We start from the raw sequence: 25,413 nt of genomic DNA on the forward strand, positions 1-25,413 counted from the left end.
GCCGTTCCCTTTAAGGTCTGCCGGACCAAGGGAACGGCTTTTGCGGCTTCGCTCCGCGTCGCCATGCCCCGAATGTCGATCAGGCGTCATGCCGACCATAGCTGCTGGCGTATCGCTTCATCCGTCGAAAAGCTTTGGGATCCAGCTTGCGCAACGGATGGAACTGCGGATGGTTGGAGTTGACCTCCAGCACCCATAGACGATCTCCCTGGTCGTAGGCGAAATCGATGCCCAATTCAAACATGCCTTTGCGTTTCCGGGACAACGTGTGCGAGATTGCGAGCGACGCATCGGTTAGCTCGGCTTCGCGCCTCTGTTTGCTCGTCTCCGACCAGCCTTTCTTGCGCATCCATTTCGCGAGCGTATAGATTTTGCCGCCCTGATAGTAATTCGTGACAATCCGGTTCGGCTTGCCTACCTTCACCATGTAGCCGGTGCACGTCCAGGACTGTCCCGGCTTGCGCTGGACCATCGCGCGAATATCGTAGGGCTTGCCATCGACCGTGTCGAGCGCGATCGCTTTTTGGATGATCAGCTTGCGCCCCGGCTGCTGTTTTTTTATATACTTGTAGACCGCTGCTCGTGTCGGCAAGTATTCTCGCCGCTGCTTCCGTTTGGAGGATACGGCCAGCTCATAGCCGTTTGCCAGTCGGGTAAGCTTGCAGATGCCGATCCCCATCGAGCCGATATCGGGCTTGATGTAGACGGCGGCATGCCGATCCGTCATCTTGCGCAGATTGGCGAGCGTAAAGGCGCGAGTCGTAGGAATAAATCGGCGCGTAGCGGGATCTTCGCGCAAGTATCGGCATACCTTCAGTTTGCCGCGAATATTGCGACTTGGATAGTTTTTCTTGTACATTGATCATCACCCCATGGGTTACTGTATGTAGGTATGCGGCTTAGATTTTGGACGTATGCTGAGAAGAGAGCAAAGGGGCTTCTGCCTGCCGTCGGGAATTGACAAGGCTGGCGACGTCCATCACAATAAATAGATACCTGCTACTTCATGGAGGCCACATGTCGACAATAAAAGAAGGATACCGGGTCCGCAGCCTGCCTCCGGCTCCCCCGGAAGCTCTGCTTGCGGATGCGCAGCGACTGCAGCGGATGGAGCCGGAGCTTGCAGCCCGCGCCATCAGAGATGTCGTCATCGTCAAGAGCGGTCGTCTCGTATGGCGTTGGCATGATCGCGGCTCGGACCGGATCGCGGCTGTCTACTCCTGTACCAAGAGTATCGTCTCGGCCTTGGTGGGGATAGCTGTCGATGACGGCTTGCTGAAGCTCGATACGCCGATTGCCGAATACTTCGAATGGCTATATGACGATAGAGACGAGCGGAAGGCTGCGATTACGATTCGCCAGCTGCTGACGATGACGCCCGGACTCACATGGCCCGAGTTCGACAAGCCGTATTTCCAGATGCGCCGCACGAGCGATTGGGTCGGGTTTATTACCAAGCAGCCGCTGGCTCACCCGCCGGGACAGACCTTTGCCTACAACTCCGGATGCTCGCACCTGCTCTCGGCCATCCTGACCGAGCTGTACGGCGAGCCGGCGCAGCTGCTGGCGGAGCGGCGATTGTTCAGTAAGCTGGGCTGCCGTGCTATACGATGGCCTCGTCATGGCGGCGTCAGCGAAGGTGGGGCGGGGCTGCATCTGGCCGCTGAGGATCTCGCCAAGTTTGGTCTTCTCTATCTGCAGAAGGGAGCATGGGACGGCGAGCAGTTGCTCTCGCGCGATTGGATAGAGCAATCGACTGCGGTCCAATCCCGAGGCATGCCGCAATACCAGCCGCCGATTTACGGCGAATATGGCTATCACTGGTGGGTTTCATCAGCTGCGCATAATGGCTGCTGCGATTTTTATTTTGCGCTCGGATACGGCGGGCAATATCTGTTCGTCGTCCCGGAGCTGGAGCTGGTGGCGGTCATCCGCAAGACGGTGCAAGGCAAGGGCAAAGCGATGCTGGCCAAGGAACTGCTGCTTGATTACATCATCCCGGCTGCGGGTCATACACCTTAGAGTCGGCGGGAGAGGAGCTGGGGACAAGTTGTGGATCATCGTCGTATCGGATACGCATATGCCAGCCAAGGCAAGCCAACTGCCCGAGACGCTTAAGCTCGGACTGCAGCGGGCGGATATAATCCTACATGCAGGTGATTGGACGAGTCTCGACGTGCTGGCGCAGCTCTCGAGTTATGCGCCGGTCTACGGCGTTGCGGGCAACAATGACGGGCCGGAGGTGGTAGCCCGCTTCGGCTACAGTCGGATCGTCGAATGCGGGGGCAAGCGGATCGGATTGGTGCACGGGCACGGGAGGTCGGGAACTACGGAGCGGCGCGCGATGGACGCCTTTAAAGGACAAAAGGTGGATGCGATCGTATTCGGCCACTCGCATGTGCCGCTTTGCAGGGAGCACAACGGCATCCTTATGTTCAACCCAGGTTCTCCTACGGACAAGCGCAGGCAGCCATCTTATTCCTATGGCGTGCTGCAGTTGTCAGGGGGGCGTATGCAAGGCAAGATCGTCTATTTCGACAACAAGCGTTAGAAGGGAGAAGCTGCCATGCATCCAGACTTCATCCGATTGCGGTCGCTGGAGGGCGATCTGAAGCTGTCGCAGAAAAAAAGCAGCTATGGCGTGACCGTATCTACACAAGAGCTGGTCTTCCACAAGCCGCATGTCAATTATCATATCAAGCTGGCGGATATCGTCAGCATCGTCCCCTTCGAAGGGCAGACCGAACGGCTCATCGCGCACAAAAACAAGCGCGAGGACCATGCGGAGTATATAAGCGCTACACCGGACACACAGCAATACCGGCTCTATGTGCGCGCGGCGATGCTGCATAACCGCAGCGGTCTGAAGGCGCTTGGAACGATGCAATTCGTCTTCCCGCTGCATCAGCGGATGATGGAGCTGATCGCCCGCTATAGCGGACTCAAGCGATTCGCCGAGTAAAGGAAGCAAGCCGCCGGCCCATTCGCAGGGCGGCGGCTTGACAACTGCGGGAAGACGTTGATTATTGCATAACTGCTCTCATATGCTCTACCGTGATCGACCAGTGGGAGGCGGTCCAATACTTTTGGCCGTCTCGCAGCAGGATAATCTGCGGCGACTCGTGCTTGACGCCTGTATCCTCGGCGATCTGATTGGACACCGGCCGCGACTCAATGACCTTGACGAGGGCATAGGTTGTTGTATCATCCGGATGCGCCTCCAGATATTGGTCGAACTCGGACAATGCATTGGCGCTGACCGGGCAGGTCGTGCTATGTTTGAAGATGACGACCGGTTGCTGCTTGGATGCGTTCAGCAGTTCGTTCCACTGCTCCAGGGTGTCGATTTCTTTATAAGTTGCCATTGCGATTCTCTCCTCCTCTTCGTACAGAAATCGTACCCTAATCATGAAAGAGATGCAAGCCAGGAGTTAACTCAAGGAGGTATGAGCCATGAATCTGATCGAACATCGCGGCTACCAGATCCAACTGATCGACGCCCGGGCGTCGGACAAGGCCGTTTTTCGCAGCCTGATGCAGATGTACTTGTACGACACCAGCGAGTTCAACGGTCAAGATCCGGATAGCCACGGCCAATACGATTACCCGGATCTGGACCATTACTGGACCGAGCGCGGCAGAAGCGAGGAAGGACGTATACCGATCCTGATTCGGATCAACGACCGCCTCGCCGGGTTTATGCTCATCAATCGGTTCAGCCTGTTGTATCCCCACGGTTCGACGACGCGCAATCTCGCGGATTTCTTCATTATGCGCAAGTGGCGAGGCAAGCGGATCGGGCGCATCATCGTCAAGGAGATTTTCGATATGTTCCCCGGTCATTGGGAAATTCGGCAACAGCAGGAAAATGAGAAATCGCAAAGGTTTTGGCGCAACGCAATCGGCGAGTACACCAACGACAGCTTCAAGGAAACGATCCTGAACGATGAGCGTTGGCAGGGGCCGGTCCAGCAATTTACCAACCTGACCCGGATTACTTGAGCCGCTGGATCGTCTGACCGATCCGCCGCAGCGCCGACGACGGTACGGACCGATGATAGAGGCCGCTTGAGCCTGCGAGGAGAGCGCTCAAGACGCAACTAACCAGCAGATAAAGCGCGCCGCCGCCGCCGAACAGCTCTATCCCCAGCGCAAAACAGGCCAGCGGTGCCCGGGCCGCGCCTGCGAATATCGACACCATGCCCACGCCGGCCAACAGTGCTGGCGGTGCGGACAGCATCCCCGCGAGGAAGCTGCCAAAGGCGGCGCCGATGACGAACAACGGCGTCACCTCGCCGCCAGGATAGCCGGAGCCCAGCGTCACCACGGTGAAGAGCAGCTTCCAGACGAATGCGTCGCCCTCGGCTTGGGCGTCAAACGAGCTGCTGAGCAACGGCAAGCTCAGTCCCAGGTAGTCGCGGCTGCCGCAGACATAAGTCAGCCCGATCACAAGCAACCCGCCGATGACGCTGCGCCAGACGATCTGAGGAACGTGCCGGATGAGCAAGGCGCGTAGACTTGCGAGCAATCGGACAAACAGACGGGCCAGCAAGCCAAACGCGACGGCTGCGAGAGCGACGCGGAGGAGGAGCCCAAGATCCGCAAACGGGACGGGACCGATCGAATAATGCGTGTGAGAAGCGCCCCAGGCAAGGGCGGTCACGTGGCCGACAAAGCTTGCTGTCAGGGCGGATAGCAGACGCAACGGCGTCAACACGCGAAAGCCAGCGACCTCAAAGGCGAATACAGCCCCTGCCACCGGCGTCCCGAAGACGGCGCCAAAGCCGCCGCTGATGCCGCAGAGCAGCAGCAGTCTGGACTCGGTCGGCGGGACGCGCAGCAGCCGGCCGATCCATGCCGCCAGGCTGCCCCCCAGCTGAAGGGCTGTGCCCTCGCGTCCTGCGGAGCCGCCCAGCAGATGCGTCATCCAGGTGCCGAGCAGCGCCATCGGACCCATCCGGAGGGGGATATCGCCTTCGCCGCCGCGGATGCTGGCGAATAATAGCGGATTGCCCTGAGCAGCCTGACGACCCCAGCGCATATAGATCCAGCTCATGCAAGCGCCGCCGACCGGCAGCAGCCAGAGCAGCCACGGATGGCCTTCCCGGACTGCGGTCACGGATGTCAGGACATGGAGGAACAGCGCGGCCGCCGTTCCGCAAGCTACACCTACAGCAGCGCCCAGGAGCAGGCGGATCGTCGCCGCGCCTAGGTTATTTTGTGGTTTCATCACATTTCAACTTCTTCCTCATGGTCGTGACGTGCAGTTGTTACCTATCCTACTCGCGCCCGGCGCCGGCGTCAATTCGCCTCCTTCGACATAACCTGACATGACTATGCACAGACTAAGGCATAGACAGGCAGGCGACAGATGAAGGAGGAGGTCCAAGATGAAGGTCAAAAAGCGCAGTCTATGGAAGCGGAAAATCCGATGGACGCCGCTCGTCCTGGGGACGATGCTCTGGTGCGCGTTCAGCTCCCCTCTATGGGCGGAAGAAGCTGCGAAACCTGGCGGCCCTGCGATCCAGGTCGGAAGCGCCGATCAGGGAGCAAGCTTGTACAAGCGGCATTGTCTCTCCTGTCACGGCACAGATCTGCGGGGCAAGATCGGTCCGGATCTGAGCAAGGCGGGCGCTCGCTACAGCGCCGACCAGCTCCGCGCCGTCATCGGCAAGGGACGCGGGGCGATGCCTGGCTTTGCCAAGCAGCTCTCAAGCGAGGAGATTCGAGCGCTCTCCATATGGCTAGCCGCACACAAATAGGACAGCCAGCCAAGGCGCAAGCCCCATCCCGGACATGACCGGTTTGGGGCTTTCTTCTGTTTTCAATCGGCGGACGATATGATACACTAACACGACAAACTGAGCAAACAGGTGATGAGATGGCTGAAAAGGATGAGTTGATACGCTTCGGAGTGTCCTTCCCGGCTCCCTTGCTGGAGACATTCGACGCCTATATCGAAGCGCAGGGCTACACCAACCGCTCGGAGGCGATCCGGGATATGGCCAGACGGTCGATCCTCGATGCCTCTGGCCTGCAGGAGGACGAGCAGGTCGCTGGCACGATCGTCATGGTCTATGACCATCACGTCAGCGAGCTGCCGCTAGTGCTCATGGAGCTGCAGCATGATCATCATGATGCGATCGTCTCGACGATGCATGTCCATCTCAATCACGACCAATGTCTGGAGGTGATCGTCGTACGGGGCAGACTGTCGAATCTCCGCAAGCTGAAGCAGCGGATCCAGGTGCAGAAGGGGGTGCTCTACGCCGAGCTGTCCGTCACTTATGCGGATGCCGCAGACGAACGGGCGGGCCATCCTCATGCGCATCATCGGCATGACGGGAAGCAAGCGTGAGTCGCTGTTTCGTCGAGCTGAAAACGGTGTAATGGTTATATGCCTGTGTAATGGGCGCAATGAATGAACGGAGAGGGGTTGCTATGATACATAACGCAAAAGGAATGAAGATCAACATACTAGCCTGGCTGGCGGCGGCGATCATGCTGCTGCTCGCTCTCGGTACGTTGGGCGCCACGCAGGCTGCGGCGAGCTCCTCGTATTACGGAGAGATCGTGGCCAGCTCGCTGAATGTGCGTGATGACGCCGCTAAGGATGCAGAGGTGCGCGGTTCGGTGAAGAAGGGCGATATCGTGCTCGTCACCAAGGAGTTCCACGGCTGGCTGGAGATCAAGCGTGGCAGTCTGGAGGGCTGGGTAGCGGGGTACTACGTGCAGAAGACGGACAAGCGGCCAGGTCAGACGGATACGGCTTCCTCCTCCAAGCCCGCGAACGCATCGAAGGGTTCGTCTTCCTCGAAGGGTTCGTCTTCGGTCGTGCTGGTCGATGCGCTCCGTATACGCGAAGGCCCAAGCACCGATCACAAGGTGACCGGCATGCTGTATCGCGGCGCGCCGGTGTCGATCCGCGACAGTGTCCATGGCTGGCTCCAGATCGTCTCGGGCGATGAACGGGGCTGGGTATCGTCGCAATATATCGGCGAGGGTTCGGCGGTCACTTCTACCCTCAATGTCACACAAACCTCCTCATCATCCGGAGGCACGCTGCGGGGCAAGGTGATCGTCATCGATCCCGGTCACGGCGGCTCCGATCCCGGTATGGTGGGGACGACCTACAAGACGGCGGAGAAGACGATCAACCTGAGCACGGCCAATTATTTGAAGGAACAACTGCAATCACTCGGCGCCAAGGTGGTCATGACGCGGACCAAGGATGATCAGAAGCCGGAGCTGCCGCGCAGGGTAGCGATTAGTCACGAAGCGGGAGCGGACGCATTCATTAGCATTCATTATAATTCCTCCGAGAAGAACAATTCCGGTATTTTGACCTTTTTCTACTCGGACCGCAAGGACAAGCCGTTAGCCCATGCGATTGAACGGCAGCTGGCGGGCGGCATCGGCCTCAAGAGCCACGGCGTCGCTTTTGGCGATTACCATGTGCTGCGGGAAAACCGCACGCCGGCCGTGCTGCTAGAGCTTGGCTTCCTGTCGAACAGCCGGGACGAAGGCATCGTCAAGGAGAGCGATTATCAGCGGAAAGCGGCAAGAGCTATCGCCAAAGGGCTGCAAAACTATTTCAAATGAATAGCTTGTTAAAACACAGACGCAGGGACCAAGGTCCTTGCGTCTTTTTCTCTTGTTTATAGGGGCATAAATTCGTGAGGCTAAGGAGAGACTACCGACAGAATATGGGACCGTTACTCGTCGCTAGCGGCGTAGCAGAGGGCGGAATATTAACCTGGGAAAGAGGGATTAGGATGCAAACCCGATGGCCTATGCGAGGTTTGGTCATGTTGCTACTGTGCGTCAGCCTTTTGCTTGCTGGCTTCGGATCCGGCGGAACCTATCACTTCGGCTTCAAGCCGAGCCGACAGGGCGAGCTGCCGTCGATCAACGAGGAAGGGTTCAAGGAGCTGCTGCAAAAGCACGGCGCCGTTTTTTTGGGCGACACGAAGCAAAAGGAGCTTTTCCTCACCTTCGATAATGGCTATGAGAACGGCTTTACGCCAAAAATCCTTGATGTGCTGAAGGAAAAACGCGTGCCGGCGGCTTTTTTCGTCACCGGGCAGTATATCCAGGATCAGCCGGAGCTGCTGCAGCGGATGGCGGCGGAGGGCCATCTGATCGGCAACCACTCATGGCATCACCCGGATATGACGACGCTGGGAGCGGCCAAAATCAAGGAGGAGCTGGAGAGAGTCAAGGAGGAGGTGCTGGCAATGACGCCGCAGCTGACGATGAGCTATCTGCGTCCGCCTCGCGGCATCTTCAATGAACGCGCCTTGGCCGAGGCGCGCAAGCTGGGCTATACGAGCGTGTTCTGGTCGGTCGCCTACAAGGACTGGGACGTCAATGATCAGAAAGGGGCCGCTTACGCGTACACACGGGTGATGTCGCAGCTGCATCCCGGTGCGGTCATCCTGCTCCATTCGGTATCTCGGGACAATGCAGAGGCGCTGGGCCGCATCATCGACGATGCCAGAGGGCAGGGCTATACGTTCAAGTCACTCGACGAGCTGCGCGTCCGCACATACTAGACAAGGGAGGCGAATCGACTTGATCTATGATTGTGCGATTGTCGGCGGCGGGCTATCCGGCCTCCAGGCAGCGATCCAGCTTGGCCGTTACGGCCACTCAACACTCGTCCTCGATGCGGCGGACGGCCGCTCGACGTGGTGCCGCAGCTATAACAATCTGCTCGGCTGGCCTGACGGAGTGAGCGGAGCCGAGCTGCGCCGCATCGGCGCTAGGCAGGCCGCGCAGCTCGGTGTTCATCTGGTCGAGACCTGGGTTGAGCATGCGGCTCGCGAGGCTGATAGGTTCGAGCTCGCCGCACGTGACGGCACGATCTACCGCGCGCGTCGTCTGCTGCTGGCGACTGGCGTGGTCGATCGTCTGCCGCCGCTGGATGGACTGATCGCTTGTCTCGGGATCAGTCTGTTCGTCTGTCCGGACTGTGACGGCTACGAGGTGAGAGATCGGCCGGCAGTCGTCATCGGGTCCGGCGATGCCGGCGCGGCGATGGCGATCAAGCTGACCTACTGGACCACGCAGCTTACTTATATCAATCATGAAGCAAGGGCAATATCCGGGACGTTGGCTGAGCAGTTGCGGCAGCATCGCATCCCGATGATCGAGGGACCGGTCCTCAGGCTGAGGACCGAGAGCGAGCGACTGCTCGGTCTGGAGCTCGATGAAGGCAGCTATATCCCTGTGGATCGGGGATTCCTGGCCTTTGGCGGCAACGAGGTGCGCTCTGGACTCGCCGAGCAGCTCGGCGTCGAGCGGCTGGAGAACCGCCACATTCTGACGGACGCCCGCTCCAAGATGACGTCGGTCGCCCATGTATGGGCAACCGGCGATGTCGGCGTCCATGCCGAGCAAGCGAGTATTGCGATGGGCGAGGGCGTTCAAGCGGCGATCTGGATGCACAAGAGCTTGCTCTGACAACTTTACTCTTCCTTCCTGCTGCACGTATCGTATATAATAAACTGATCGTGCCTTAAGCTGGACGAGGAAAGGGGGAGCCAATGGACAAGCCGCAAGCCACAAAACCGAGCATTCACAGCCGCCGCAAGGCCTATTCCTGGCTCGGCGTCGTTATGCTGCTGCTGCTCTCCATTCCTGTCACCGCGCCTGCCCCATCGGCCGAGCGGAGCGGCGAAGCAGCCGATCATCCGATCATGACTACGCCAAGCGAGAGCGGCTACCTGATCGCGCCTCGACTGCTGCAGCCGCAGAAGCAGACCTGGACAGGCTTCGGCGCGCTCATCGTCGCCATCGGGGTCTGGTATTACCGACCGACAGCGATGCGACTGCATCATGACGATCGCGCGTCGATCGCGATTGGATTAGTTATGCTGAAGCTGGCGCCGATCAAGATGACATCGACTTACGTGAGCCTCACCGGGAAGACTCCATCAAGCCTGAGCTGCATTTGACCTATTACGCTTGGATGTCTATTCCATTGAAAGAGGAGAACTCACGTTTATGATTATGAAGCGTTTGATTGCATTTCTATTGACTGTCTTGATCTGCCTTGGCATCGTAGGGGCGACCTCGCCGCATATCGTCAAGAATCTCAGACTCGGCCTTGATCTGAAGGGTGGATTCGAGATTCTGTATCAGGCGACGCCTGTCTACGAAGACGGCACCGTGACGCAGGAAGCGCTGCGCGAGACATCACGCTCGCTGCAGAGCCGTGCTGACGCTTATGGCGTTTCCGAGCCGGAGATTACGCCGGAGGGCAGCGATCGGATCCGCGTCCGCATCGCAGGCGTCAGCAATGAAGAAGAAGTCCGCAACATTATGAAAAAGCCAGCCGAGCTGACATTCCGAGGACCGGACGGCACGATTGAGCTGCGCGGCATCGATTTCGTCGAGGGAGCCGCACGCGTCTCCTACAACCAGATGAATCAGCCGTACATCCAGATCGAGGTCAAGGATGCGGCTAAGCTGCGCGATGTATCGACACGATTGCTCGGCAAGAATCTCTCGATCTTCCTCGACGAGCAGGAGCTTTCGGCACCTCGGGTCAATTCGGTCTTGCCCGATGGCAAGGCGTCGATCGAAGGCAACTATACGATCGAGGAGGCTAAGGAGCTCGCAGGCATCATCAACCTGGGTGCGTTGCCGCTTAATCTAACCGAGCTGTATACCCAGTCCGTCGGAGCGACGCTTGGCCAGCAGTCGATGACGCAGATTCTGCTTGCGGGCGGCATCGCTTCGCTGTTCATCCTGTTGTTCATGCTGTTCGTCTATCGCTTGCCGGGCCTGATCGCCTGTGTCACCTTGATCGTCTACAGCTGGGGCATCCTGTTGCTGTTCTACTGGATGAAGGCGACGATTACGCTGCCTGGCATCGCGGCCTTCGTGCTCGGGATCGGGATGGCGGTCGACGCCAACATTATCACGGCCGAGCGGATCAAGGAAGAGATGCGCAGCGGCAAGAGTTTGGCTTCTGCGTTGAAGACCGGCTCCAAAATGTCGTTCCGGACGATCCTCGACGCCAACCTGACGTCGATCGTTGCAGCCGCTGTGCTGTACTTTATCGGTACCGGCGCGATTCAAGGCTTCGCCTTGACGCTGATCCTAAGCAACATTCTCAGTATGTTCACGAACGTGTCGTTCTCGCGCTTGCTGCTCAATCTGCTGGTCCGCAGCAATATTGTCAAGAACCCGCGGCTGATGGGCGTGAATCCGAAGGATATTCGCACGCTTGCCGAGAGCAAAAAGGGCGAAGATCCTTACTACAAAATTTACAATTTTGTAAAGTTGAAAAATCCGTTTTTCATCTTCTCATCGGCGGTTACCGTGCTTGGCATCGTTGTCCTGCTCGTGGCTAACCTGAACTACGGCGTAGACTTCAAGGCCGGTACGAGTCTGGATATTACGTTGCCGCAATCGATCACCCACGACGAGGCAGAGAAGCTGTTCGAGGAGTCTGGCTTTGTACCGTCCTCGTTCACTGTAGGCGGCACCAATAATGACCGGATCTCCGCTCGCTACGAGCAGATCCTTGATGCCGAAGCGGGTGAGGTGAACAAGATCGTCGGCGCGTTCGAGACCAAGTATGGCGACGGCGTTTCTCGCGAGGAGAACACCGTCGATCCCGGAATTGCCCAGGAGCTCGGACTGAAAGCGATCATCGCTGTCCTGATCGCCAGCATCGGGATTATCTTGATTATTATTTTGCGTTTCGAATGGCGCTTTGCGCTGGCGGCGATCATCGCCTTGTTCCATGACGCGTTCTTCGTCGTCACGATATTTGCTGTCTTCCGACTCGAGGTCAATCTGCCGTTCATCGCGGCCGTACTGACGATTATCGGTTATTCCATCAACGATACGATCGTTATTTTCGACCGCGTGAGGGAGAATATGCGCTTTGCCAAGATCAAGACCTACGACGATCTGAAGCAGCTCGTCAATGTGAGCGTGTCGCAGACGTTGACCCGTTCCATCAATACGGGCATCACGGTGCTGATCGCGTCGCTCATTTTGTTCCTGTTCGGCGGAGAATCGATCAAGCTGTTCTCGCTTGCGATGACGTTAGGGATGGTATTCGGTATCTATTCCTCGATTTTTATCGCTTGTCAGCTCTGGCTCGTGTTCAAGAAAAATTCGATCAACAAGCCTGCACCGTCCGAAGAGACCACGACTTAACTCGTTTGCATGATCCTTCCGTGTCCGCCGCTGGCTGGGCCGGAAGGATTTTTTTTCATTGCATGAAACTTCCTGATGAAGTTAACCGTCTAATGTGTAGAGATAAAGAGAAGGAGTCAGTCGAACGCAATGATAAAGAAGGGTTTGCTCCTGGCATTGGCTATGAGCATAATGTTGGGGACGTGGATGATTGTTTTCCCCCAATCTGTAATATCTCATAAAGGCTGTATGGCTTGGGTGACGGCCAAAAACAAATATTTTGCCCTGACCCATGTCAATCCAAGCCAGCAGTTGCTGAAGGCCAGCGCAAGCGCTGCGGCAGGACCGGAGCAAGTACCTGTGCTGATGTATCATTACATCGTCAGAGCCGGACTCAATTATGAACCGAATAACAATTCGATGATCAACCTCGAAGCCTTCGAGGCCGGCATCGACTATTTGCATGAGCAAGGCTACTATACGGCGACATTGGAGGAACTGGAGCGTTATGTAGCCGGCGAGCTGACATTGCCTGAACGGACCGTCGTGCTGACCTTCGATGATGGGTACGAAAACAACATTATTTATGCTTATCCGATCCTCAAGAAGTATGGCTTCAAAGCTTCGCTATTCGTCGTTGGCACGAATATTCAGGAAGAGACGGGCCAGTTTGACCCGGCCCAAAAAAGCTTCTTGTCGCGCCAGCAGATGGAGGAAACACGCGATGTGTTTGAATACCACAGTCATTCCTACAATCTGCACTACAAAAAAATGCTGCACTGCGGCAACGAGTATGGGGCGGGCATGAATGAAAAGCTGCTGGTCGACGATATCGCGAAGATGAAGGAAGCGGGCATCGACACGCCATATTTTGCTTATCCGTATGGCGACTTCCGACAACAGATGGTTTACTATCTTCGCGAGTCCGGCTATCGAATGGCGTTTACGGTCCGCCAAGGCTTCGTGCGGCCGGGAGATAATCCGATGCAGCTCAATCGATTGACCGTAACGACCAACACCTCGATGGCCGAGCTGCTGTCGCCTGCAGAGGTTGAGCCTTAGCAAAAGCTGGGGTACAATAGGGCGATGAAGGAGAGTGAGCCGAAGCGATGCAATGGAACGGAAAGATGAAAAACCGGATTACGGAGCCGCAGCAGCTGCGAGCGCTGGTAGGGGAGCCGCATGAGGCGGTGATCAAGAAATCGATCGATCGGGTCGACGAGCATGTGCAGGGGTTCCTGGCGAAGTCGCCGTTGTTCTTCCTGTCTACCACCGACCAGCGAGGATGGTGCGACGTATCGCCGCGTGGCGACGAGCCCGGCTTCGTCAAAGCGCTGGATGAACGCCACCTGATCTATCCCGAGCGTCCGGGCAATCGGCGGATCGACTCCTTGCTCAATCTGTTGGACAACCCGCGTCTCGGGATGCTCTTCATTATCCCGGGACTGCAAGAGGTGCTGCGAATTAACGGGCGTGCGACGATAACCGATGATCAAGAATTGATCGCTGCGCAAACGTTCAGCGGCAAGACGCCCCAACTGGCCGTCATCGTCGAGGCCGAGGAGTGCTTCATCCATTGCCCGCGCGCGCTCAAGTCGGCCAAGGTATGGGCGCACGAGGACTGGCTGGCGCCAGAGGAGCATCCATCGGTGCAAGAGATGTTCCGCGCGCATCTGGCCATCAACGGCATGACGTTGTAGCGGTTCGATGGGCGGGGCAAGCGCCAACGCAAAAACCGCCTCCTGCGAGGCGGTCGGTTTGACCAGCTAATTCAAGACCCGGCGAGCGGTAACATAGCGGTTGTTCCAATAGTTGGTGTTCATATCGGAGAGTACGACGCCTTTGCTGCTGGACGTATGGAGCATTTTGTTCTGTCCGGCGTAGACGCCGACATGGCTGATGCTGCGACCGTTGGTTTTGAAGAAGACGAGATCGCCCATGCTCAGATTCCCTTTCGCCACCTTCATGCCTTTGGTGGACTGCGCTGACGAGGTGCGCGGCAGGGCGACGCCGTTTTTCTTGAACAGATATTGGGTAAACGATGAGCAATCAAAAGCGTATGTAGATCCGCTAGGAGCGCCCAATCGATAAGGAACGCCGAGATATTCCTTGCCGCTCTTGATCAAGGCTTCGGACTGTGGAGTGGCAGCTTCCGCTTTGGAAGCGCCTGCTGAGAAAGACGTTATCGTAAGGGTAGCGCACAAGGCGGTGACCAGGGCGCGTTTCACAAATTTGAAGGTGTACATAGCTCTAGGTGTCCCTCCGTTTATCGCAAGATTGATTTGACCAGCACTAACTATAGCACACATATAATTGTAAATTTATCCCACGAAGAACTTGCACGCAAGAACAGCAGGGGGATGCTTTGGTTTATTAAATTCGTATGAGAATGTTCTCATCTTTGATTCAGACCGTCTCGACAAAAAGGACATCCGCCCCAAACACAGGCGAATGTCCTTTTTGTCGATCGCGCACAGAACGCTGCAACATGGCCCCCTTAGCGACCTCGCAGCTCGAAAAACTGGCAGTTCTGACGGTCATAATAGGCGATATCGCTGACGCTGCTCTGCGTGACGACCAACGAATCGTCGAATCGGATAATCTTCGCCCGAGCGTCCACCAACTGATCGTCCTTGAATACACGGATCGAAGCGCCTCGCTCAAGCGCTTCGGCAAAGTCGGCTTCGGTTTCCAGCCGTCTGACCTGAGACATCGCTTCACACCACCTTGTCGTGCTATCTAACAAACACCTTCTATTTTAACATAGTGCAGGCTCTCAGGCTTCCCTCAATATCCCGTGACCGTAGGCTTTATTTTGAGGGCAACCGGAGACTATAGGAATAGGACGGCGGGGTATGGTATAGTAGTAACAAAAACCGACGGAGGTCCATGCTATGAGCAATCTGCCGGAAGAGCAGCTGCAAGAGGAGGGGATGGCTTGTCACGCCGAAGGCGCACGCATGAGCCATCACTCGGAGAAAGTCAAGACGAGTCTGACCAACCGGCTCAGCCGGATCGAAGGTCAGGTGCGCGGAGTGAAAGGCCTCATCGAGCGCGATGTCTACTGCGACGATGTGCTGAACCAGATTGCCTCGATTCAGTCGGCGTTGAACGGCGTCAGCAAGCTGTTGCTTGAGCATCATCTCAAAAGCTGCGTCATGGAACGGATTCAGGAGGGGGACATGGAGGTCGTCCCCGAACTACTGACCACAATCAACAAATTGATGCGCTGATCGGATGCTGTGCGTCACAATTGGAAGAAGGATGACATTGACCTTCCAGTGCTGCGGTGGTACGATTGATAAAATTTACCTACAAGCACCCCATTATAAATAGGAGAGGAATGAAGCGTGCATGGCCAAGTATTACACCGAGCCGTCCCGAACGTTTAGTGAATTCCTGTTGATCCCTAGCCTCACGACGAAAGACTGCACGCCTCAAAATGTGCAACTGAAGACGCCTCTCGTCAAGCACAAGCGCGGCGAGGAGCCGGCGATTGCGCTTAATATCCCGTTTTCCTCGGCGGTCATGCAGTCGGTATCCGATGACAAGATGGCGGTCGCGCTGGCGCGCTGCGGCGGCGTCTCCTTCATCTTCGGCTCGCAATCGGTAGAGGACCAGGCGCGTATGGTGAGGAAGGCCAAAGGCTACAAGGCCGGATTTGTCGTCAGCCGCTCCAACCTGACGCCTGAGCATACGCTGCAGGATGTGCTCGATCTGAAGGAGGAAACCGGACATTCGACCGTAGCGATCACCGCCGATGGCACGCCGAAGGGCAAACTGCTCGGCATCGTCACCAGCCGCGACTACAGACTGAGCCGGGATGCGCTGGACAAGCGGGTCGAGAGCTTCATGACGCCGCTAACCTCGCTCATCTACGGACAGTCCGGTCTGACGCTCTCCGAGGCCAACGATCTGATCTGGGAGCATAAGCTCAACTGTCTGCCGATCGTGGACAACGACGGCAATCTCGATTACCTCGTCTTCCGCAAGGACTACGACGCCCACAAGGAGAATCCGCTGGAGCTGCTCGATCACAACAAGAGCTACGTAGTCGGCGCGGGCATCAACACCAAGGATTATGAAGAGCGCGTCAGCGCGCTCGTCGAGTCGGGCGTCGATATCCTCGTCATCGATTCGTCTGACGGCTACAGCGAGTGGCAGCGCGAGACGATCCAGTACGTCAAAGCCAACTTCAATGTGCCGATCGGCGCCGGCAATGTCGTCGACCGCGAAGGCTTCCTCTATCTCGTCGAATCCGGCGCCGACTTCGTCAAGGTCGGGATCGGCGGCGGCTCGATCTGCATTACGCGCGAGCAGAAGGGCATTGGTCGCGGACAAGCCTCGGCAGTCATTGAGGTTGCGGAGGCGAGAGACCAGTATTACCAAGAGACCGGCATCTACATTCCGATCTGCTCCGACGGCGGCATCGTCCATGATTACCATATTACGCTGGCGCTGGCGATGGGCGCGGACTTCGTCATGATGGGGCGTTACTTCGCTCGCTTCGACGAGAGTCCGACACGCAAGCTCAAGGTAGGCAACAACTTCGTCAAGGAGTTCTGGGGCGAAGGCTCCAATCGGGCGCGCAACTGGCAACGCTACGACTCAGGCGGCAAGAAGGGTCTGATGTTCGAGGAGGGCGTCGACTCCTATGTGCCGTATGCGGGCAGCCTGCGCGAGAACCTTGATCGGTCGATCGGCAAGATCAAATCGACGATGTGCAACTGCGGCGTCAAATCGATCAAGCAACTGCAGGACGAGGCGCGCATCACGCTCGTCTCCGAGACCAGTCTGGTCGAGGGCGGCGCGCATGACGTCATCCTGAAGGAGAACACCCTCTCGGGCGAATAAGGTTCGCTCTCTTGTTCCAGCTACGGCGCAGCCGCGATCCTATCGCGGCTGCGCTTTGCTGTTGCAGGGCAGCGCAACAATTGCAATGGCCCCTGCGGCAGCGGTACAATAACAGCATGCCATGGATACGAAGACGAAAGTCGGGCTTAGGAGGGTGCAGGATGGAACTGTGGTTTCTCGGAACAGGGGCCGGCAGGCCCGTAAAAAATAGAAATGTGACGTCGATGGCGCTGCGTATGCCAGAGGATCGCGGAACGTTCTGGCTGTTCGACAGCGGCGAGGCTGCGCAGCATCAATTGATGAAGACGCCGCTTAAGCTGAGTCGGCTGGAGTGTATCTTCATCACCCATATGCATGGGGATCATACCTTCGGCTTGCCCGGCATCCTATGCAGTCGGGCGTTTCTGGGCGGCACCGAGCCGCTCAAGCTGTTCGGACCGAAGGGGCTGAGGCAGTGGGTCGAGCTGACGCTATCGATGACCGCTTCGCATCTGAGTTATGACATTGAATATTACGAAGTGTCGGAGGGCGTCGTCTACGAGGACAAGAGCTTCCTCGTAGAGGCGGCTCCGATGCGGCATCGGGTCGAATGCTACGGCTATCGCATCGTCGAGAAGCCGCGCAGCGGCAGGCTAAAGGTGGAGCTGCTGCGCGAGCTCGGCATCCGTCCGGGGCCGGACTATGGCCGGCTGAAGCAAGGCGGCTCACTGACCTTGCCGGACGGTCGGGTTATCCGCTCGGAGGAGGTCACGGAGCCGATGCTGCCTGGACGGATCGTGACGATCCTCGGGGATACGAGTCCATGCGAGGGTGTAGGCGTGCTGGCGCGGGAGGCCGATGTGCTCGTCCATGAGGCGACATTTGTCGCCGCGATGGATGACAAGGCAATCGAGTACGGACATTCGACGACGCATCAAGCGGCTGTAGCCGCACGGGATGCCGGGGTGCGTCAGCTCGTGCTCACCCACTTCAGCACCCGCTATGACGATGAGGAGGTGCAGGCATGCGAGGCAGAGGCAGCGGAGGTATTCCGCCCTGTGCTGGCGCCTCGCGACCTGACGATGCTGCCGATCCCGCGTCGCGAGCCGGGGTTGGTCCATAGAGCGAATCCGGAGGGATAGAGATGGCAAAAAACAAAAAGCCTGTTGCACCGAAGCGACAAGCAGATAACGGCGGATCTACGCTGGCAGACCTGCTGAAGCCTGAGCTGGCCCGCAAGCTGAAGGAGGCCTCCGCCACCTGGAAGGCGGAGGAGGAGGCAGAGCGGGCAGCCCAGCGTCAGCAAGCCGAGCGAGAGCGACAAGAAAAGGAAAAGCAGATGGAGCAAAACTTCGGGCATCTGCTCGGCAACAGCAAGCTGAATTGGCGAGACTATAAGTAGCGGATAACCGTCGCATCCAGACGGCTTACTCCGACGACGAGCGGAGCCTCAGCGGCTCGCGGGGCAGCTCAAGCGCCAATCTGGCGGGACCGGACATGGCGTCGCTTCCGCTAGCGGAGCGGCGTTGCTCCGGCTTGGCGCCGCCCCAATGCCATAGCTTGTCCCACAAGCTGCGCTTGCGTATCGGGGACGGGTGCCGCACCGATCGCGGGATCGCCACGCAGCTCCAGTCGGACAAAGGTTCGTCCGGCTGTTGCCGCTCTGGCCTCTGGGCTGGCGGTGCGCTGGCGGCGGGCTGCAGCGTGGCCTGGATCAGCTCTTCCAGCGCCAACGCCGGGGCCAGCTTGTCGCCGCCCATCGACGTGCCGGGCAGAGTGCTGCCCTCCGTCTTATGTTCGAGCGGGAGCGGGACGATATCTTCGAGGGCAGGGGTCGCAGCGTGTGCAGCTGCGACCTTTTGGGCGTCTGCTGCCTGCGCCTCTTCATGAGGCTGAGGCGCTCCTGTCGGCTCGGCTCGCTCTTGCGTATGGGCTAGCGGGACGTTGGTCTGCTCCCGAGCGGCGAGTCTGGCTTCGAGACGTTCGATGCGCTCGCGCAGCTCCAGCTCGATACGTTGTTGCTCCAGGATCAGATCATGCAGCATTTTCATGGACAATCTGGGGGGCTTGACCGGCTGTGGGACGATATGGGGTGTCATCATACGGCCTCCTTGGTTACCAGATTTGGCGGTTGCCCGCCTAGCTGCTCTCAGCATAATACAGCTGCGGCGAGGAAGCTGTCGAAGCCCGCTGTCAAAGCCGATCTATTTGGGACGAGCCTCGCTGTTTGCCGCCGAGTCTCCCATTGTGTTTTCCGTTCGAGCGTGAGATAATTCCCCTTTAGGCGTGTCGATGCCATATGTGGCGCACGCCGGATGTGGAGGCATGGAAGTGAAGAATTACCCTTTTGACTATGACCCCGCCGCTCCATTCATACAGCAGGCTGCCGACTGGATCGCCGATGTGTTCTATGAGCTGCTGCCGGAGGCGGGGTTCGAGGTGCGGGATGAGCAGATCTATATGGCCTTTCAATTGGAGCGGGCCTTCGCCGAGAAGCGGGCGATCTTCGCGGAAGCGGGTGTAGGCACGGGCAAGACGCTCGTCTACCTGCTGTATGCGGTAGCGTATGCGCGGTATATGCGGCAGCCTGCGATCATCGCCTGTGCCGACGAATCGCTTATCGAGCAGCTAGTGAAGCCCGAGGGCGACTTGGCCAAGCTCGCTCGTCATCTGGATCTGGTAGTGGACGCGCGACTCGGCAAGTCGCCGGATCAATATCTCTGCTTGGTTAAGCTGGCGGCGGCGGCGGATCAGCCGGACGGCGAGGCGTATGAGTCGATCCGCGAGACCTTGCCAGAGTTCGTATATAAGCCGAAGGCGCTGCAATCGTTTTATGCCTATGGCGATCGCAAGGATTACCCGCATCTGAACGACGAGCAATGGGCTCACATCAATTGGGACGCCTTCCAGGATTGCTTTGTCTGCGACCAGCGGCATCGCTGCGGACAGACGCTCTCCAGAGACCATTACCGCAAGGCGGCTGATCTGATCATTTGCTCTCATGATTTCTACATGGAGCATGTCTGGACGTATGAGGGCCGCAAGCGCGAGGGTCAGCTGCCGCTGTTGCCCGAGCATAGTGCCATCGTCTTCGATGAAGGCCATCTGCTGGAGGCAGCTGCGCAGAAGGCGCTGACCTACAATCTGAAGCATGATGTGTTCGTCGCGATCATCACTCGACTGCTCGAGGGAGAGGTCCGCGAGACGCTGGCGCTGCGTATCGAGGATGCGATCGAGCAGAGCGACTTGCTCTTCGATGTGTTCGCCAGCCGCGCGACTCCGGTAGCTGGCTCCGAGCGGCTCTCGATCCGCGTCGACGACATGTTGAGGCGGGAGATCGAGCGCTTCCGGGAGCTGCTCTCGGCGATTGAGGAGGAGTTGGTGTTCGAGAGCGGTCTGTTCACGCTGAATGAATATCAGCTGCGGATCGTCGAGGAGCATATCGAGATGATGCAAAAGGCGTTGCATTTGTTCGCGCGGCCGGAGCTGCCGATCTGTTGGGCGACCGAGAGCGTGAGCGGCCTGGCCGTGGCGATTATGCCGAAGGCGGTCAAAGAGGTGCTCCGCGAGCGTGTGTTTGCGACGCCGAAGCCGATTGTCTTCTCTTCCGCGACCTTGTCCGTCGATGCTTCCTTTGATTATGTCGCGGATAGCCTGGGGATGACCGACTATTTGTCGTTTTCGGTGCCGTCACCTTACAACTACCAAGAGCAGATGGAGGTGCGGATGCCGCGCTGGCAGGAGGGCGGCGCCTTCCGCGAGAAGCTGGCTTATGCCGCGGAGCGGATCGCCGCCAGCGGCGGTCGGACGCTGCTCTTGTTCTCCAGCCGCGAGGAGCTGAGGCGATTCGCGCAGGCGATTGACGGCGAGCCCTCCTGCAGCGGCATCCGCTTCTACATCGAGGGCGAAGGCGAGATCAGCGAGCTGATCCGGCGGTTTCAGCAGGAGGAGACGAGCTGCCTGTGCGCTGTCAGCCTATGGGAAGGACTCGACATTCCCGGGCCGTCGCTGTCGCAAGTGATCGTCTGGTCGCTGCCATTCCCGCCGCAGGACCCGGTCTATATGGCGAAGCGGGAGAGCGCGAGCGATCCGTTCGCAGAGGTTGATCTGCCGTACATGCTGCTCCGTCTGCGTCAAGGGCTGGGACGCTTGATTCGCAGCCGCGACGACCGGGGCAGCGCCGTCATTTTCATGGAGATCCAATACGAGTTTACCGCTGTCCAGGACCGGATCGCCGCGCTGCTGCCCGCCGGCCTCGCCACAGTGGAACAGTAGACCGCGCGATGCGCGGTTAGCTTATGCGATTTTTCGCACAAGTTCAGAGGCGCGGGCGTTTTTGGCAAGACTTATGCGATTTTTCGCACAAGTTCAGAGGCGCGGGCGTTTTTAGTGAAACTTATGCGATTTTTCGCACAAGTTCAGATGGAGTCGGCGTTTTTAGGGAAACTTATGCGATTTTTCGCATAAGTCCAGATGGAGCCGGCGTTTTTGGCGAGACTTATGCGATTTTTCGCACAAGTTCAGAGCGTGCGGGCGTTTTTGGCGAACTTTTGAGGACAGTCTGACCACGCCTAAAAGTTATGTAAAGCAAAATGGGGTTGTGAAAGTGTCCAATAACTTACGTCTAGCCACGGCGCATCGCTCTGCGATGCGCCGTTTCGCCTTGATTTATAAGAATTCATTTGTTTCACGTTTATAAATGGGCTTCTAAATCTCTGACAAAGCTCTCCGCACGTCCTAAGCAGACGACGGAGTTGTTTTTGCTTGTGAGAGAAAGTTAAGCCGTATGAGAAATTCTTAATCGCTGTGCCGACGCATTATCCGCTAAGATGTGCGAAGAGTGTTCACAGGAGGGGATTAAGAATGGACAAAAAAAGATGCCTGTTCTGCGACGAGCTGGCGACGGTCGAGACGAAGGGGGCGTATGAACGTTATCAGGGCTGCAACTGTGCGCCGTATCCTCATTATTATCATCTGCATGCCGAGAGCGTAGAGACGCTGAGCCGACTTTCTTACCAAGAAAAGCGCCGGCTGTTCCCGCTCGTATCCGGCTATATACGCGAGCTGACCGATTGCGAGGAGAGCGTGTCGCTGAATCATGATGAGGTGCAGGCGATTGCGAATTCGCCTCGCATCCCGGTGACGACCGAGGAGAAGGGAGGGCGCTTGCTGCAATATCTGTATCGGCATGCTGGCGGTCCGGATGTGCCGGTCGTGATCGGCAAGCTGTCGGCCAGCTACAATCTGACCTATGCCAACAATTTGCAGGAGATGGTCTATCTGATCGAGCGGTTGCGCGAGGCCGGCTCGCTCATCCGCGAAGGCCATAGCCTCGGACTGACGGAGCAAGGCTGGCGCGAGGCGGCGGAGCTGTCCGGCGGCCGCAAGCTGAAGCCGTGCAGCGTATTGCTGCCCAACGACGAGGCGCTGCATGGCGAATGGGAGCAGCATATCCTGCCTAAGCTGGAGCAATGCGGCTATTTGCCGGATCTGTTCAATGGCCGGACGCCGGACAAGACCGATCATTCGATCGCCCGGCTGGCGGACAGCAAGCTGGTCATCGCCGATATCAGTCTCGCGGCGGTCGAGATCTATTATGCGGGCGGGTATGCGGCAGGTCTGGACATCCCCGTGGTCTGGACGATCCATCGCAGCGTGCTGGAGGAGATGCCGCTGCATTCGCGCGCGATCCGGCCGCTCATCTGGGATACGACGGAGGAGCTGGGCGTCATGCTGCAGCAGCGTCTCGCCGCTGCAGGCGCATAGCGCATAGGCGTAGCGGCATTGTGCAGGGTATATCTTTGGGAAGAAGCAAGCGATGCTGCGCAATTGCGGTTCATGCATTCGAGGTTGACACACTTGGATTACAACTGTAGTATGTAATTATGAAACGATGACTACAAATGTAATCAAAGAAGGTGTGAACATGAAGACGATCCCGCGTATCTCCGAATCGGAGTGGGAAGTGATGCGCGCGCTGTGGGCGGACGCCCCGGCAACGGCCAAGGATGTGATCGACAGGCTGTCCGGAAGCACGGACTGGAGTCCGAAGACGATCCGCACCTTGCTCGGACGGCTGGTGCAAAAGGGGGCACTGACGTATCGCGAAGACGGCAAAAGCTATGTGTACACGCCGCTGCTTAGCGAGGAGCAATGTCTGCAAGCCGAACGCCAGTCCTTTTTGCGCAAGCTCTACGGCGGCGCGCTCAAGCCTATGCTGACGCATTTCCTGTCGGAGCACAAGCTGAGCCGTCAGGAGATCGAGGAGCTCAAGTCGCTGCTCGACGACAAACAGGAGGACAAGCGATGAGCACGGCGCATGGTTGGTACGCGTCTTGGCTGTCGCTGGTCGGGCAACTGAGCGAATCGTGGATCGGCTGGCTAATCGAGGCAACCGTCTGGGCCTCGCTCGTCATCGGTCTGATCCTGCTGACGCGACTGCTGCTGGGAAGGCGGCTGCCGGCTGTCTGGCTCTATGTGCTCTGGAGCGTGCTGCTGCTGCGCCTTATCATCCCGTGGACGCCGGAGAGCCCGCTCAGTGCGGAGCGGCTGCTGCCGCATCAATGGCAAGCCTTGTACATAACTGGCCCAGCCGCTACGATATCTGCAACGATCGATGAGCGCTCTTCTGCAACCCCGAGAGGGAACGATTCGCTCACGGCATCGATGCCCGGTGCAGCGGCATCGGCGTCCCCAGGCGCAGCAGCCGCCAACGATGCAACCATGGGGACTGTTGCCAGCGAGACATTGGCGGGTGGCAGCACGATGACCGAGATCGCAGCGCAGCCGCAGCGCGTGCCGCTGGCCTTGTGGCTGGCGCTGGTCTGGCTGCTCGGCTGGCTCTACTGCTCAGGCCGTCTGATCGTCCATGTCCGCTCGGCGAGCCAGCTCCGCAGAGCGGCTGGTCTGCGGACGCCCGAGCATCTCCAGCAGCAGTTGGCGGCCTGCGCGGAGGAGCTGCAACTGCGCCGCTATCCCGAGCTGCGTGTATCGGCAGCGATCGCTTCGCCCGCGCTCGTCGGCGTGTGGCGGCCGATCCTGCTCGTGCCCGAGCCTCAGCAGCTGCAATTGTCTGCCGAGCAATGGCACTACATCCTGCTGCATGAGCTGGTCCACTTCAAGCGGCGCGACGCCCTTGTCAATTGGCTGATGGCCTTGCTCGTCGCCGTACATTGGTTCAACCCGCTGCTCTGGTACGCTGCCCGGCAGATGCGCGCCGATCAGGAGCTGGCATGCGATGCGGCGGTGCTGCGACGGATCGCGCCTGAGGCGACATCGGTCTATGGTCAGGCGATGCTGGGACTGCTGGAGCAGACGACGCGCCGACCCGCGCCTTCTCTGACTGGCTTCGCCGCTGGCTACCGCGAGCTCAGACGGCGTATCGATCGCGTGCGGCGTTATCGCCGCTCCCCGCTAGGGTGGTCGATCGTCGGCGTGCTGGCGATGCTGGCGATCGTCGTCGTGACACTGACGCGCGCGCCGGGCGACCGCGTCGGGGCGGACGATGTCATGCGACTGGAGATGACGGAGCGGGGCAGCATCCGTCTGGAGACCAATGAGGTGGACCCGTCGGTCGCCCTGCTGCCGCGAGTCGAAATCGACACGGTGCTGGCAGAGCCCACGGGCGTTAGTGATCCCGCTGAGCTGGCTCCGATCGTCGTCGATCGGCTGCCTGAGCCGATCGACGCCGGCTGGGCAGGCTTCCGGGCAAGCACCGGCTACGGCGACCAGGGCGTGCTGTTACTGGCGCCGCGTCACTGGATAGCTGCAGCGGCAGAGGTGGCGGCAGACGGCACGATCCGGGTCGAGCTCACAGATCCTCAGGATGCTCGGCATCGACTCATCTATACGGATAGCGGCAGCTGCCAGGGATGCGCTGCTCCCTTGATCGAGACATATTTCACTGAGCCGTCGGTCAGCGGATCGACAGAGCAGCTTCGCTGGCGCAGTCGGGCGCTCGAGGGCAGCCTGCTGCGCTATGAGCTGGAGCCTAGAGACGCGGAGTACCCTTCCGCCGGCGTCGCCTACAGCGATATCGACCGGCGCAGCGCCGACGACCCGGGCGCTCGCTTCCGGCAGCTCGTCTACGAAGGACCGGCCGGTCTGGACGCGCTTGGGCGGGAGATGCTGGACTACTTCGAGGCGCGTCAGCAGATCGGCGAGTTCCTGTATGTGCCGGATCGCGAGCCGGTTGCGGTCTCGGAGGATGGACGATTCGTCTTGTACGGGATGGAGCAAAGCGAGGGGATGTATCTTGGCCACCGTCTGGTCGCAGATGGGAGGGAAGCCGTCTACGACTGGTCGTCGCTGATCGGCGAGACCCGTTTGACCATAGCGCGGCTGGATGGCCCGGATAGCGAGGCCAGGCTCGTCGTTACGGCGATGATCGGCAGCGGCACAGGCGGCGGCGTCGAGGAGGCA

General features: G+C 58.5%; 27 protein-coding genes. 21 read left to right on the forward strand and 6 right to left on the reverse strand.

Annotation, left to right across the window (positions count from 1 at the left end):
- Positions 1-79: 79 nt before the first annotated feature.
- A complete protein-coding gene (locus PA598K_RS12260) occupies positions 80-859 on the reverse strand; it encodes a YheC/YheD family protein (protein ID WP_128657246.1) in 780 nt (259 codons plus the stop codon).
- Positions 860-1,017: 158 nt separating this feature from the next.
- Between PA598K_RS12260 and PA598K_RS12265 the strand changes: the two genes are divergently transcribed.
- From PA598K_RS12265 to PA598K_RS12275, 3 genes are read left to right on the forward strand one after another with little or no spacing between them, the layout of a single operon-like run.
- The gene (locus PA598K_RS12265; protein WP_128657247.1) at positions 1,018-2,022 is read left to right on the forward strand and encodes a serine hydrolase domain-containing protein; all 1,005 of its coding nucleotides are present in this window, start codon (positions 1,018-1,020) and stop codon (positions 2,020-2,022) included.
- Between the two features lie 28 nt (positions 2,023-2,050).
- A complete protein-coding gene (locus PA598K_RS12270) occupies positions 2,051-2,551 on the forward strand; it encodes a metallophosphoesterase family protein (RefSeq protein ID WP_185601865.1) in 501 nt (166 codons plus the stop codon).
- Positions 2,552-2,566: 15 nt separating this feature from the next.
- Entirely contained in the window at positions 2,567-2,962 is a 396-nt protein-coding gene (locus PA598K_RS12275; RefSeq protein WP_128657249.1) for a hypothetical protein, read from the forward strand.
- 61 nt (positions 2,963-3,023) lie between these two features.
- On the opposite strand, the gene ytxJ is transcribed toward PA598K_RS12275, so the two are convergent.
- Positions 3,024-3,365, reverse strand: a complete 342-nt coding sequence (ytxJ, locus tag PA598K_RS12280) for a bacillithiol system redox-active protein YtxJ (RefSeq protein ID WP_128657250.1) — start codon at positions 3,363-3,365, stop codon at positions 3,024-3,026.
- Between the two features lie 88 nt (positions 3,366-3,453).
- Here ytxJ and PA598K_RS12285 point away from each other — a divergent pair, with 88 nt between their 5' ends.
- Positions 3,454-4,002 carry a GNAT family N-acetyltransferase gene (locus PA598K_RS12285; protein WP_128657251.1) on the forward strand — a complete coding sequence of 183 codons (549 nt, stop codon included), beginning with the start codon at positions 3,454-3,456 and terminating at the stop codon, positions 4,000-4,002.
- On the opposite strand, the gene PA598K_RS12290 is transcribed toward PA598K_RS12285, so the two are convergent.
- Entirely contained in the window at positions 3,995-5,230 is a 1,236-nt protein-coding gene (locus PA598K_RS12290; protein ID WP_128657286.1) for a chloride channel protein, read from the reverse strand. The two genes, PA598K_RS12285 and PA598K_RS12290, sit on opposite strands and share 8 nt — an antisense overlap.
- Positions 5,231-5,390: 160 nt before the next feature.
- On the opposite strand from PA598K_RS12290, the gene PA598K_RS12295 reads away from it, so the two are divergent.
- The 9 genes from PA598K_RS12295 to PA598K_RS12335 all read left to right on the forward strand — a co-directional run bounded on the left by PA598K_RS12295 (position 5,391) and on the right by PA598K_RS12335 (position 13,859).
- The gene (locus tag PA598K_RS12295; protein WP_260405374.1) at positions 5,391-5,762 is read left to right on the forward strand and encodes a c-type cytochrome; all 372 of its coding nucleotides are present in this window, start codon (positions 5,391-5,393) and stop codon (positions 5,760-5,762) included.
- Between the two features lie 119 nt (positions 5,763-5,881).
- Complete coding sequence (gene nikR / locus PA598K_RS12300) at positions 5,882-6,358, forward strand: nickel-responsive transcriptional regulator NikR (RefSeq protein WP_128657252.1); 477 nt, start codon at positions 5,882-5,884, stop codon at positions 6,356-6,358.
- Between the two features lie 83 nt (positions 6,359-6,441).
- The gene (locus PA598K_RS12305; RefSeq protein ID WP_260405375.1) at positions 6,442-7,602 is read left to right on the forward strand and encodes an N-acetylmuramoyl-L-alanine amidase; all 1,161 of its coding nucleotides are present in this window, start codon (positions 6,442-6,444) and stop codon (positions 7,600-7,602) included.
- A 191-nt stretch (positions 7,603-7,793) separates the two neighbouring features.
- A complete protein-coding gene (gene pdaA, locus PA598K_RS12310) occupies positions 7,794-8,555 on the forward strand; it encodes a delta-lactam-biosynthetic de-N-acetylase (protein ID WP_376739044.1) in 762 nt (253 codons plus the stop codon).
- A 19-nt stretch (positions 8,556-8,574) separates the two neighbouring features.
- Complete coding sequence (locus tag PA598K_RS12315) at positions 8,575-9,465, forward strand: NAD(P)/FAD-dependent oxidoreductase (RefSeq protein WP_128657254.1); 891 nt, start codon at positions 8,575-8,577, stop codon at positions 9,463-9,465.
- Positions 9,466-9,548: 83 nt separating this feature from the next.
- Positions 9,549-9,959: a hypothetical protein gene (locus tag PA598K_RS12320; RefSeq protein ID WP_128657255.1), complete on the forward strand. Its 411-nt coding sequence runs from the start codon at positions 9,549-9,551 to the stop codon at positions 9,957-9,959.
- A gap of 49 nt (positions 9,960-10,008) precedes the next feature.
- Positions 10,009-12,180, forward strand: coding sequence for a protein translocase subunit SecD (gene secD, locus PA598K_RS12325; RefSeq protein ID WP_128657256.1), 2,172 nt, complete (start codon positions 10,009-10,011; stop codon positions 12,178-12,180).
- A 228-nt stretch (positions 12,181-12,408) separates the two neighbouring features.
- Entirely contained in the window at positions 12,409-13,221 is an 813-nt protein-coding gene (locus PA598K_RS12330) for a polysaccharide deacetylase family protein (protein WP_260405376.1), read from the forward strand.
- A 47-nt stretch (positions 13,222-13,268) separates the two neighbouring features.
- On the forward strand, positions 13,269-13,859 hold the full coding sequence (locus tag PA598K_RS12335) for an MSMEG_1061 family FMN-dependent PPOX-type flavoprotein (RefSeq protein WP_128657258.1): 591 nt from the start codon (positions 13,269-13,271) through the stop codon (positions 13,857-13,859).
- A 66-nt stretch (positions 13,860-13,925) separates the two neighbouring features.
- Here the strand turns inward: PA598K_RS12335 and PA598K_RS12340 are convergent, their stop codons facing one another.
- On the reverse strand, positions 13,926-14,405 hold the full coding sequence (locus PA598K_RS12340; protein ID WP_128657259.1) for a C40 family peptidase: 480 nt from the start codon (positions 14,403-14,405) through the stop codon (positions 13,926-13,928).
- A gap of 251 nt (positions 14,406-14,656) precedes the next feature.
- Positions 14,657-14,872: a hypothetical protein gene (locus tag PA598K_RS12345; protein WP_128657260.1), complete on the reverse strand. Its 216-nt coding sequence runs from the start codon at positions 14,870-14,872 to the stop codon at positions 14,657-14,659.
- 181 nt (positions 14,873-15,053) lie between these two features.
- Here PA598K_RS12345 and PA598K_RS12350 point away from each other — a divergent pair, with 181 nt between their 5' ends.
- The 4 genes from PA598K_RS12350 (at position 15,054) to PA598K_RS12365 (ending at position 18,394) form a co-directional block, all read left to right on the forward strand.
- Positions 15,054-15,392, forward strand: coding sequence for a metal-sensitive transcriptional regulator (locus tag PA598K_RS12350; protein WP_185601874.1), 339 nt, complete (start codon positions 15,054-15,056; stop codon positions 15,390-15,392).
- A 121-nt stretch (positions 15,393-15,513) separates the two neighbouring features.
- The gene (locus tag PA598K_RS12355; RefSeq protein WP_128657261.1) at positions 15,514-17,013 is read left to right on the forward strand and encodes an IMP dehydrogenase; all 1,500 of its coding nucleotides are present in this window, start codon (positions 15,514-15,516) and stop codon (positions 17,011-17,013) included.
- 161 nt (positions 17,014-17,174) lie between these two features.
- Entirely contained in the window at positions 17,175-18,134 is a 960-nt protein-coding gene (gene rnz / locus PA598K_RS12360) for a ribonuclease Z (RefSeq protein WP_128657262.1), read from the forward strand.
- A 2-nt stretch (positions 18,135-18,136) separates the two neighbouring features.
- A complete protein-coding gene (locus PA598K_RS12365; protein ID WP_128657263.1) occupies positions 18,137-18,394 on the forward strand; it encodes a DUF3886 domain-containing protein in 258 nt (85 codons plus the stop codon).
- A gap of 25 nt (positions 18,395-18,419) precedes the next feature.
- On the opposite strand, the gene PA598K_RS12370 is transcribed toward PA598K_RS12365, so the two are convergent.
- Positions 18,420-19,094, reverse strand: coding sequence for a hypothetical protein (locus tag PA598K_RS12370; RefSeq protein ID WP_128657264.1), 675 nt, complete (start codon positions 19,092-19,094; stop codon positions 18,420-18,422).
- Positions 19,095-19,323: 229 nt separating this feature from the next.
- Here PA598K_RS12370 and PA598K_RS12375 point away from each other — a divergent pair, with 229 nt between their 5' ends.
- From PA598K_RS12375 to PA598K_RS12390, 4 genes are all read left to right on the forward strand, one after another.
- Positions 19,324-21,267 (forward strand): ATP-dependent DNA helicase, encoded by a 1,944-nt coding sequence (locus PA598K_RS12375; protein ID WP_128657265.1) that lies wholly within the window; start codon positions 19,324-19,326, stop codon positions 21,265-21,267.
- A gap of 588 nt (positions 21,268-21,855) precedes the next feature.
- Positions 21,856-22,758 carry a hypothetical protein gene (locus PA598K_RS12380; RefSeq protein ID WP_128657266.1) on the forward strand — a complete coding sequence of 301 codons (903 nt, stop codon included), beginning with the start codon at positions 21,856-21,858 and terminating at the stop codon, positions 22,756-22,758.
- Between the two features lie 160 nt (positions 22,759-22,918).
- On the forward strand, positions 22,919-23,302 hold the full coding sequence (locus PA598K_RS12385) for a BlaI/MecI/CopY family transcriptional regulator (RefSeq protein WP_128657267.1): 384 nt from the start codon (positions 22,919-22,921) through the stop codon (positions 23,300-23,302).
- A partial coding sequence (locus tag PA598K_RS12390; RefSeq protein WP_128657268.1) for a DUF4850 domain-containing protein occupies positions 23,299-25,413 on the forward strand: 2,115 nt, incomplete at its 3' end. The genes PA598K_RS12385 and PA598K_RS12390, both read left to right, overlap by 4 nt.

Origin of the sequence: Paenibacillus sp. 598K (genome assembly GCF_003851045.1) — a bacterium.
GTDB lineage: Bacteria > Bacillota > Bacilli > Paenibacillales > Paenibacillaceae > Paenibacillus_D.

Bases quoted from the DNA above. Each gene is read 5' to 3' on its own strand.
- PA598K_RS12260 (WP_128657246.1), bottom strand. From the start codon at position 859: ATGTACAAGAAAAACTATCCAAGTCGCAATATTCGCGGCAAACTGAAG.
- PA598K_RS12265 (WP_128657247.1), top strand. From the start codon at position 1,018: ATGTCGACAATAAAAGAAGGATACCGGGTCCGCAGCCTGCCTCCGGCT.
- PA598K_RS12275 (WP_128657249.1), top strand. From the start codon at position 2,567: ATGCATCCAGACTTCATCCGATTGCGGTCGCTGGAGGGCGATCTGAAG.
- ytxJ (WP_128657250.1), bottom strand. From the start codon at position 3,365: ATGGCAACTTATAAAGAAATCGACACCCTGGAGCAGTGGAACGAACTG.
- PA598K_RS12285 (WP_128657251.1), top strand. From the start codon at position 3,454: ATGAATCTGATCGAACATCGCGGCTACCAGATCCAACTGATCGACGCC.
- PA598K_RS12290 (WP_128657286.1), bottom strand. From the start codon at position 5,230: ATGAAACCACAAAATAACCTAGGCGCGGCGACGATCCGCCTGCTCCTG.
- PA598K_RS12295 (WP_260405374.1), top strand. From the start codon at position 5,391: ATGAAGGTCAAAAAGCGCAGTCTATGGAAGCGGAAAATCCGATGGACG.
- nikR (WP_128657252.1), top strand. From the start codon at position 5,882: ATGGCTGAAAAGGATGAGTTGATACGCTTCGGAGTGTCCTTCCCGGCT.
- PA598K_RS12305 (WP_260405375.1), top strand. From the start codon at position 6,442: ATGATACATAACGCAAAAGGAATGAAGATCAACATACTAGCCTGGCTG.
- pdaA (WP_376739044.1), top strand. From the start codon at position 7,794: ATGCGAGGTTTGGTCATGTTGCTACTGTGCGTCAGCCTTTTGCTTGCT.
- PA598K_RS12320 (WP_128657255.1), top strand. From the start codon at position 9,549: ATGGACAAGCCGCAAGCCACAAAACCGAGCATTCACAGCCGCCGCAAG.
- secD (WP_128657256.1), top strand. From the start codon at position 10,009: ATGATTATGAAGCGTTTGATTGCATTTCTATTGACTGTCTTGATCTGC.
- PA598K_RS12330 (WP_260405376.1), top strand. From the start codon at position 12,409: ATGGCTTGGGTGACGGCCAAAAACAAATATTTTGCCCTGACCCATGTC.
- PA598K_RS12335 (WP_128657258.1), top strand. From the start codon at position 13,269: ATGCAATGGAACGGAAAGATGAAAAACCGGATTACGGAGCCGCAGCAG.
- PA598K_RS12340 (WP_128657259.1), bottom strand. From the start codon at position 14,405: ATGTACACCTTCAAATTTGTGAAACGCGCCCTGGTCACCGCCTTGTGC.
- PA598K_RS12345 (WP_128657260.1), bottom strand. From the start codon at position 14,872: ATGTCTCAGGTCAGACGGCTGGAAACCGAAGCCGACTTTGCCGAAGCG.
- PA598K_RS12350 (WP_185601874.1), top strand. From the start codon at position 15,054: ATGAGCAATCTGCCGGAAGAGCAGCTGCAAGAGGAGGGGATGGCTTGT.
- PA598K_RS12355 (WP_128657261.1), top strand. From the start codon at position 15,514: ATGGCCAAGTATTACACCGAGCCGTCCCGAACGTTTAGTGAATTCCTG.
- rnz (WP_128657262.1), top strand. From the start codon at position 17,175: ATGGAACTGTGGTTTCTCGGAACAGGGGCCGGCAGGCCCGTAAAAAAT.
- PA598K_RS12365 (WP_128657263.1), top strand. From the start codon at position 18,137: ATGGCAAAAAACAAAAAGCCTGTTGCACCGAAGCGACAAGCAGATAAC.
- PA598K_RS12370 (WP_128657264.1), bottom strand. From the start codon at position 19,094: ATGATGACACCCCATATCGTCCCACAGCCGGTCAAGCCCCCCAGATTG.
- PA598K_RS12380 (WP_128657266.1), top strand. From the start codon at position 21,856: ATGGACAAAAAAAGATGCCTGTTCTGCGACGAGCTGGCGACGGTCGAG.
- PA598K_RS12385 (WP_128657267.1), top strand. From the start codon at position 22,919: ATGAAGACGATCCCGCGTATCTCCGAATCGGAGTGGGAAGTGATGCGC.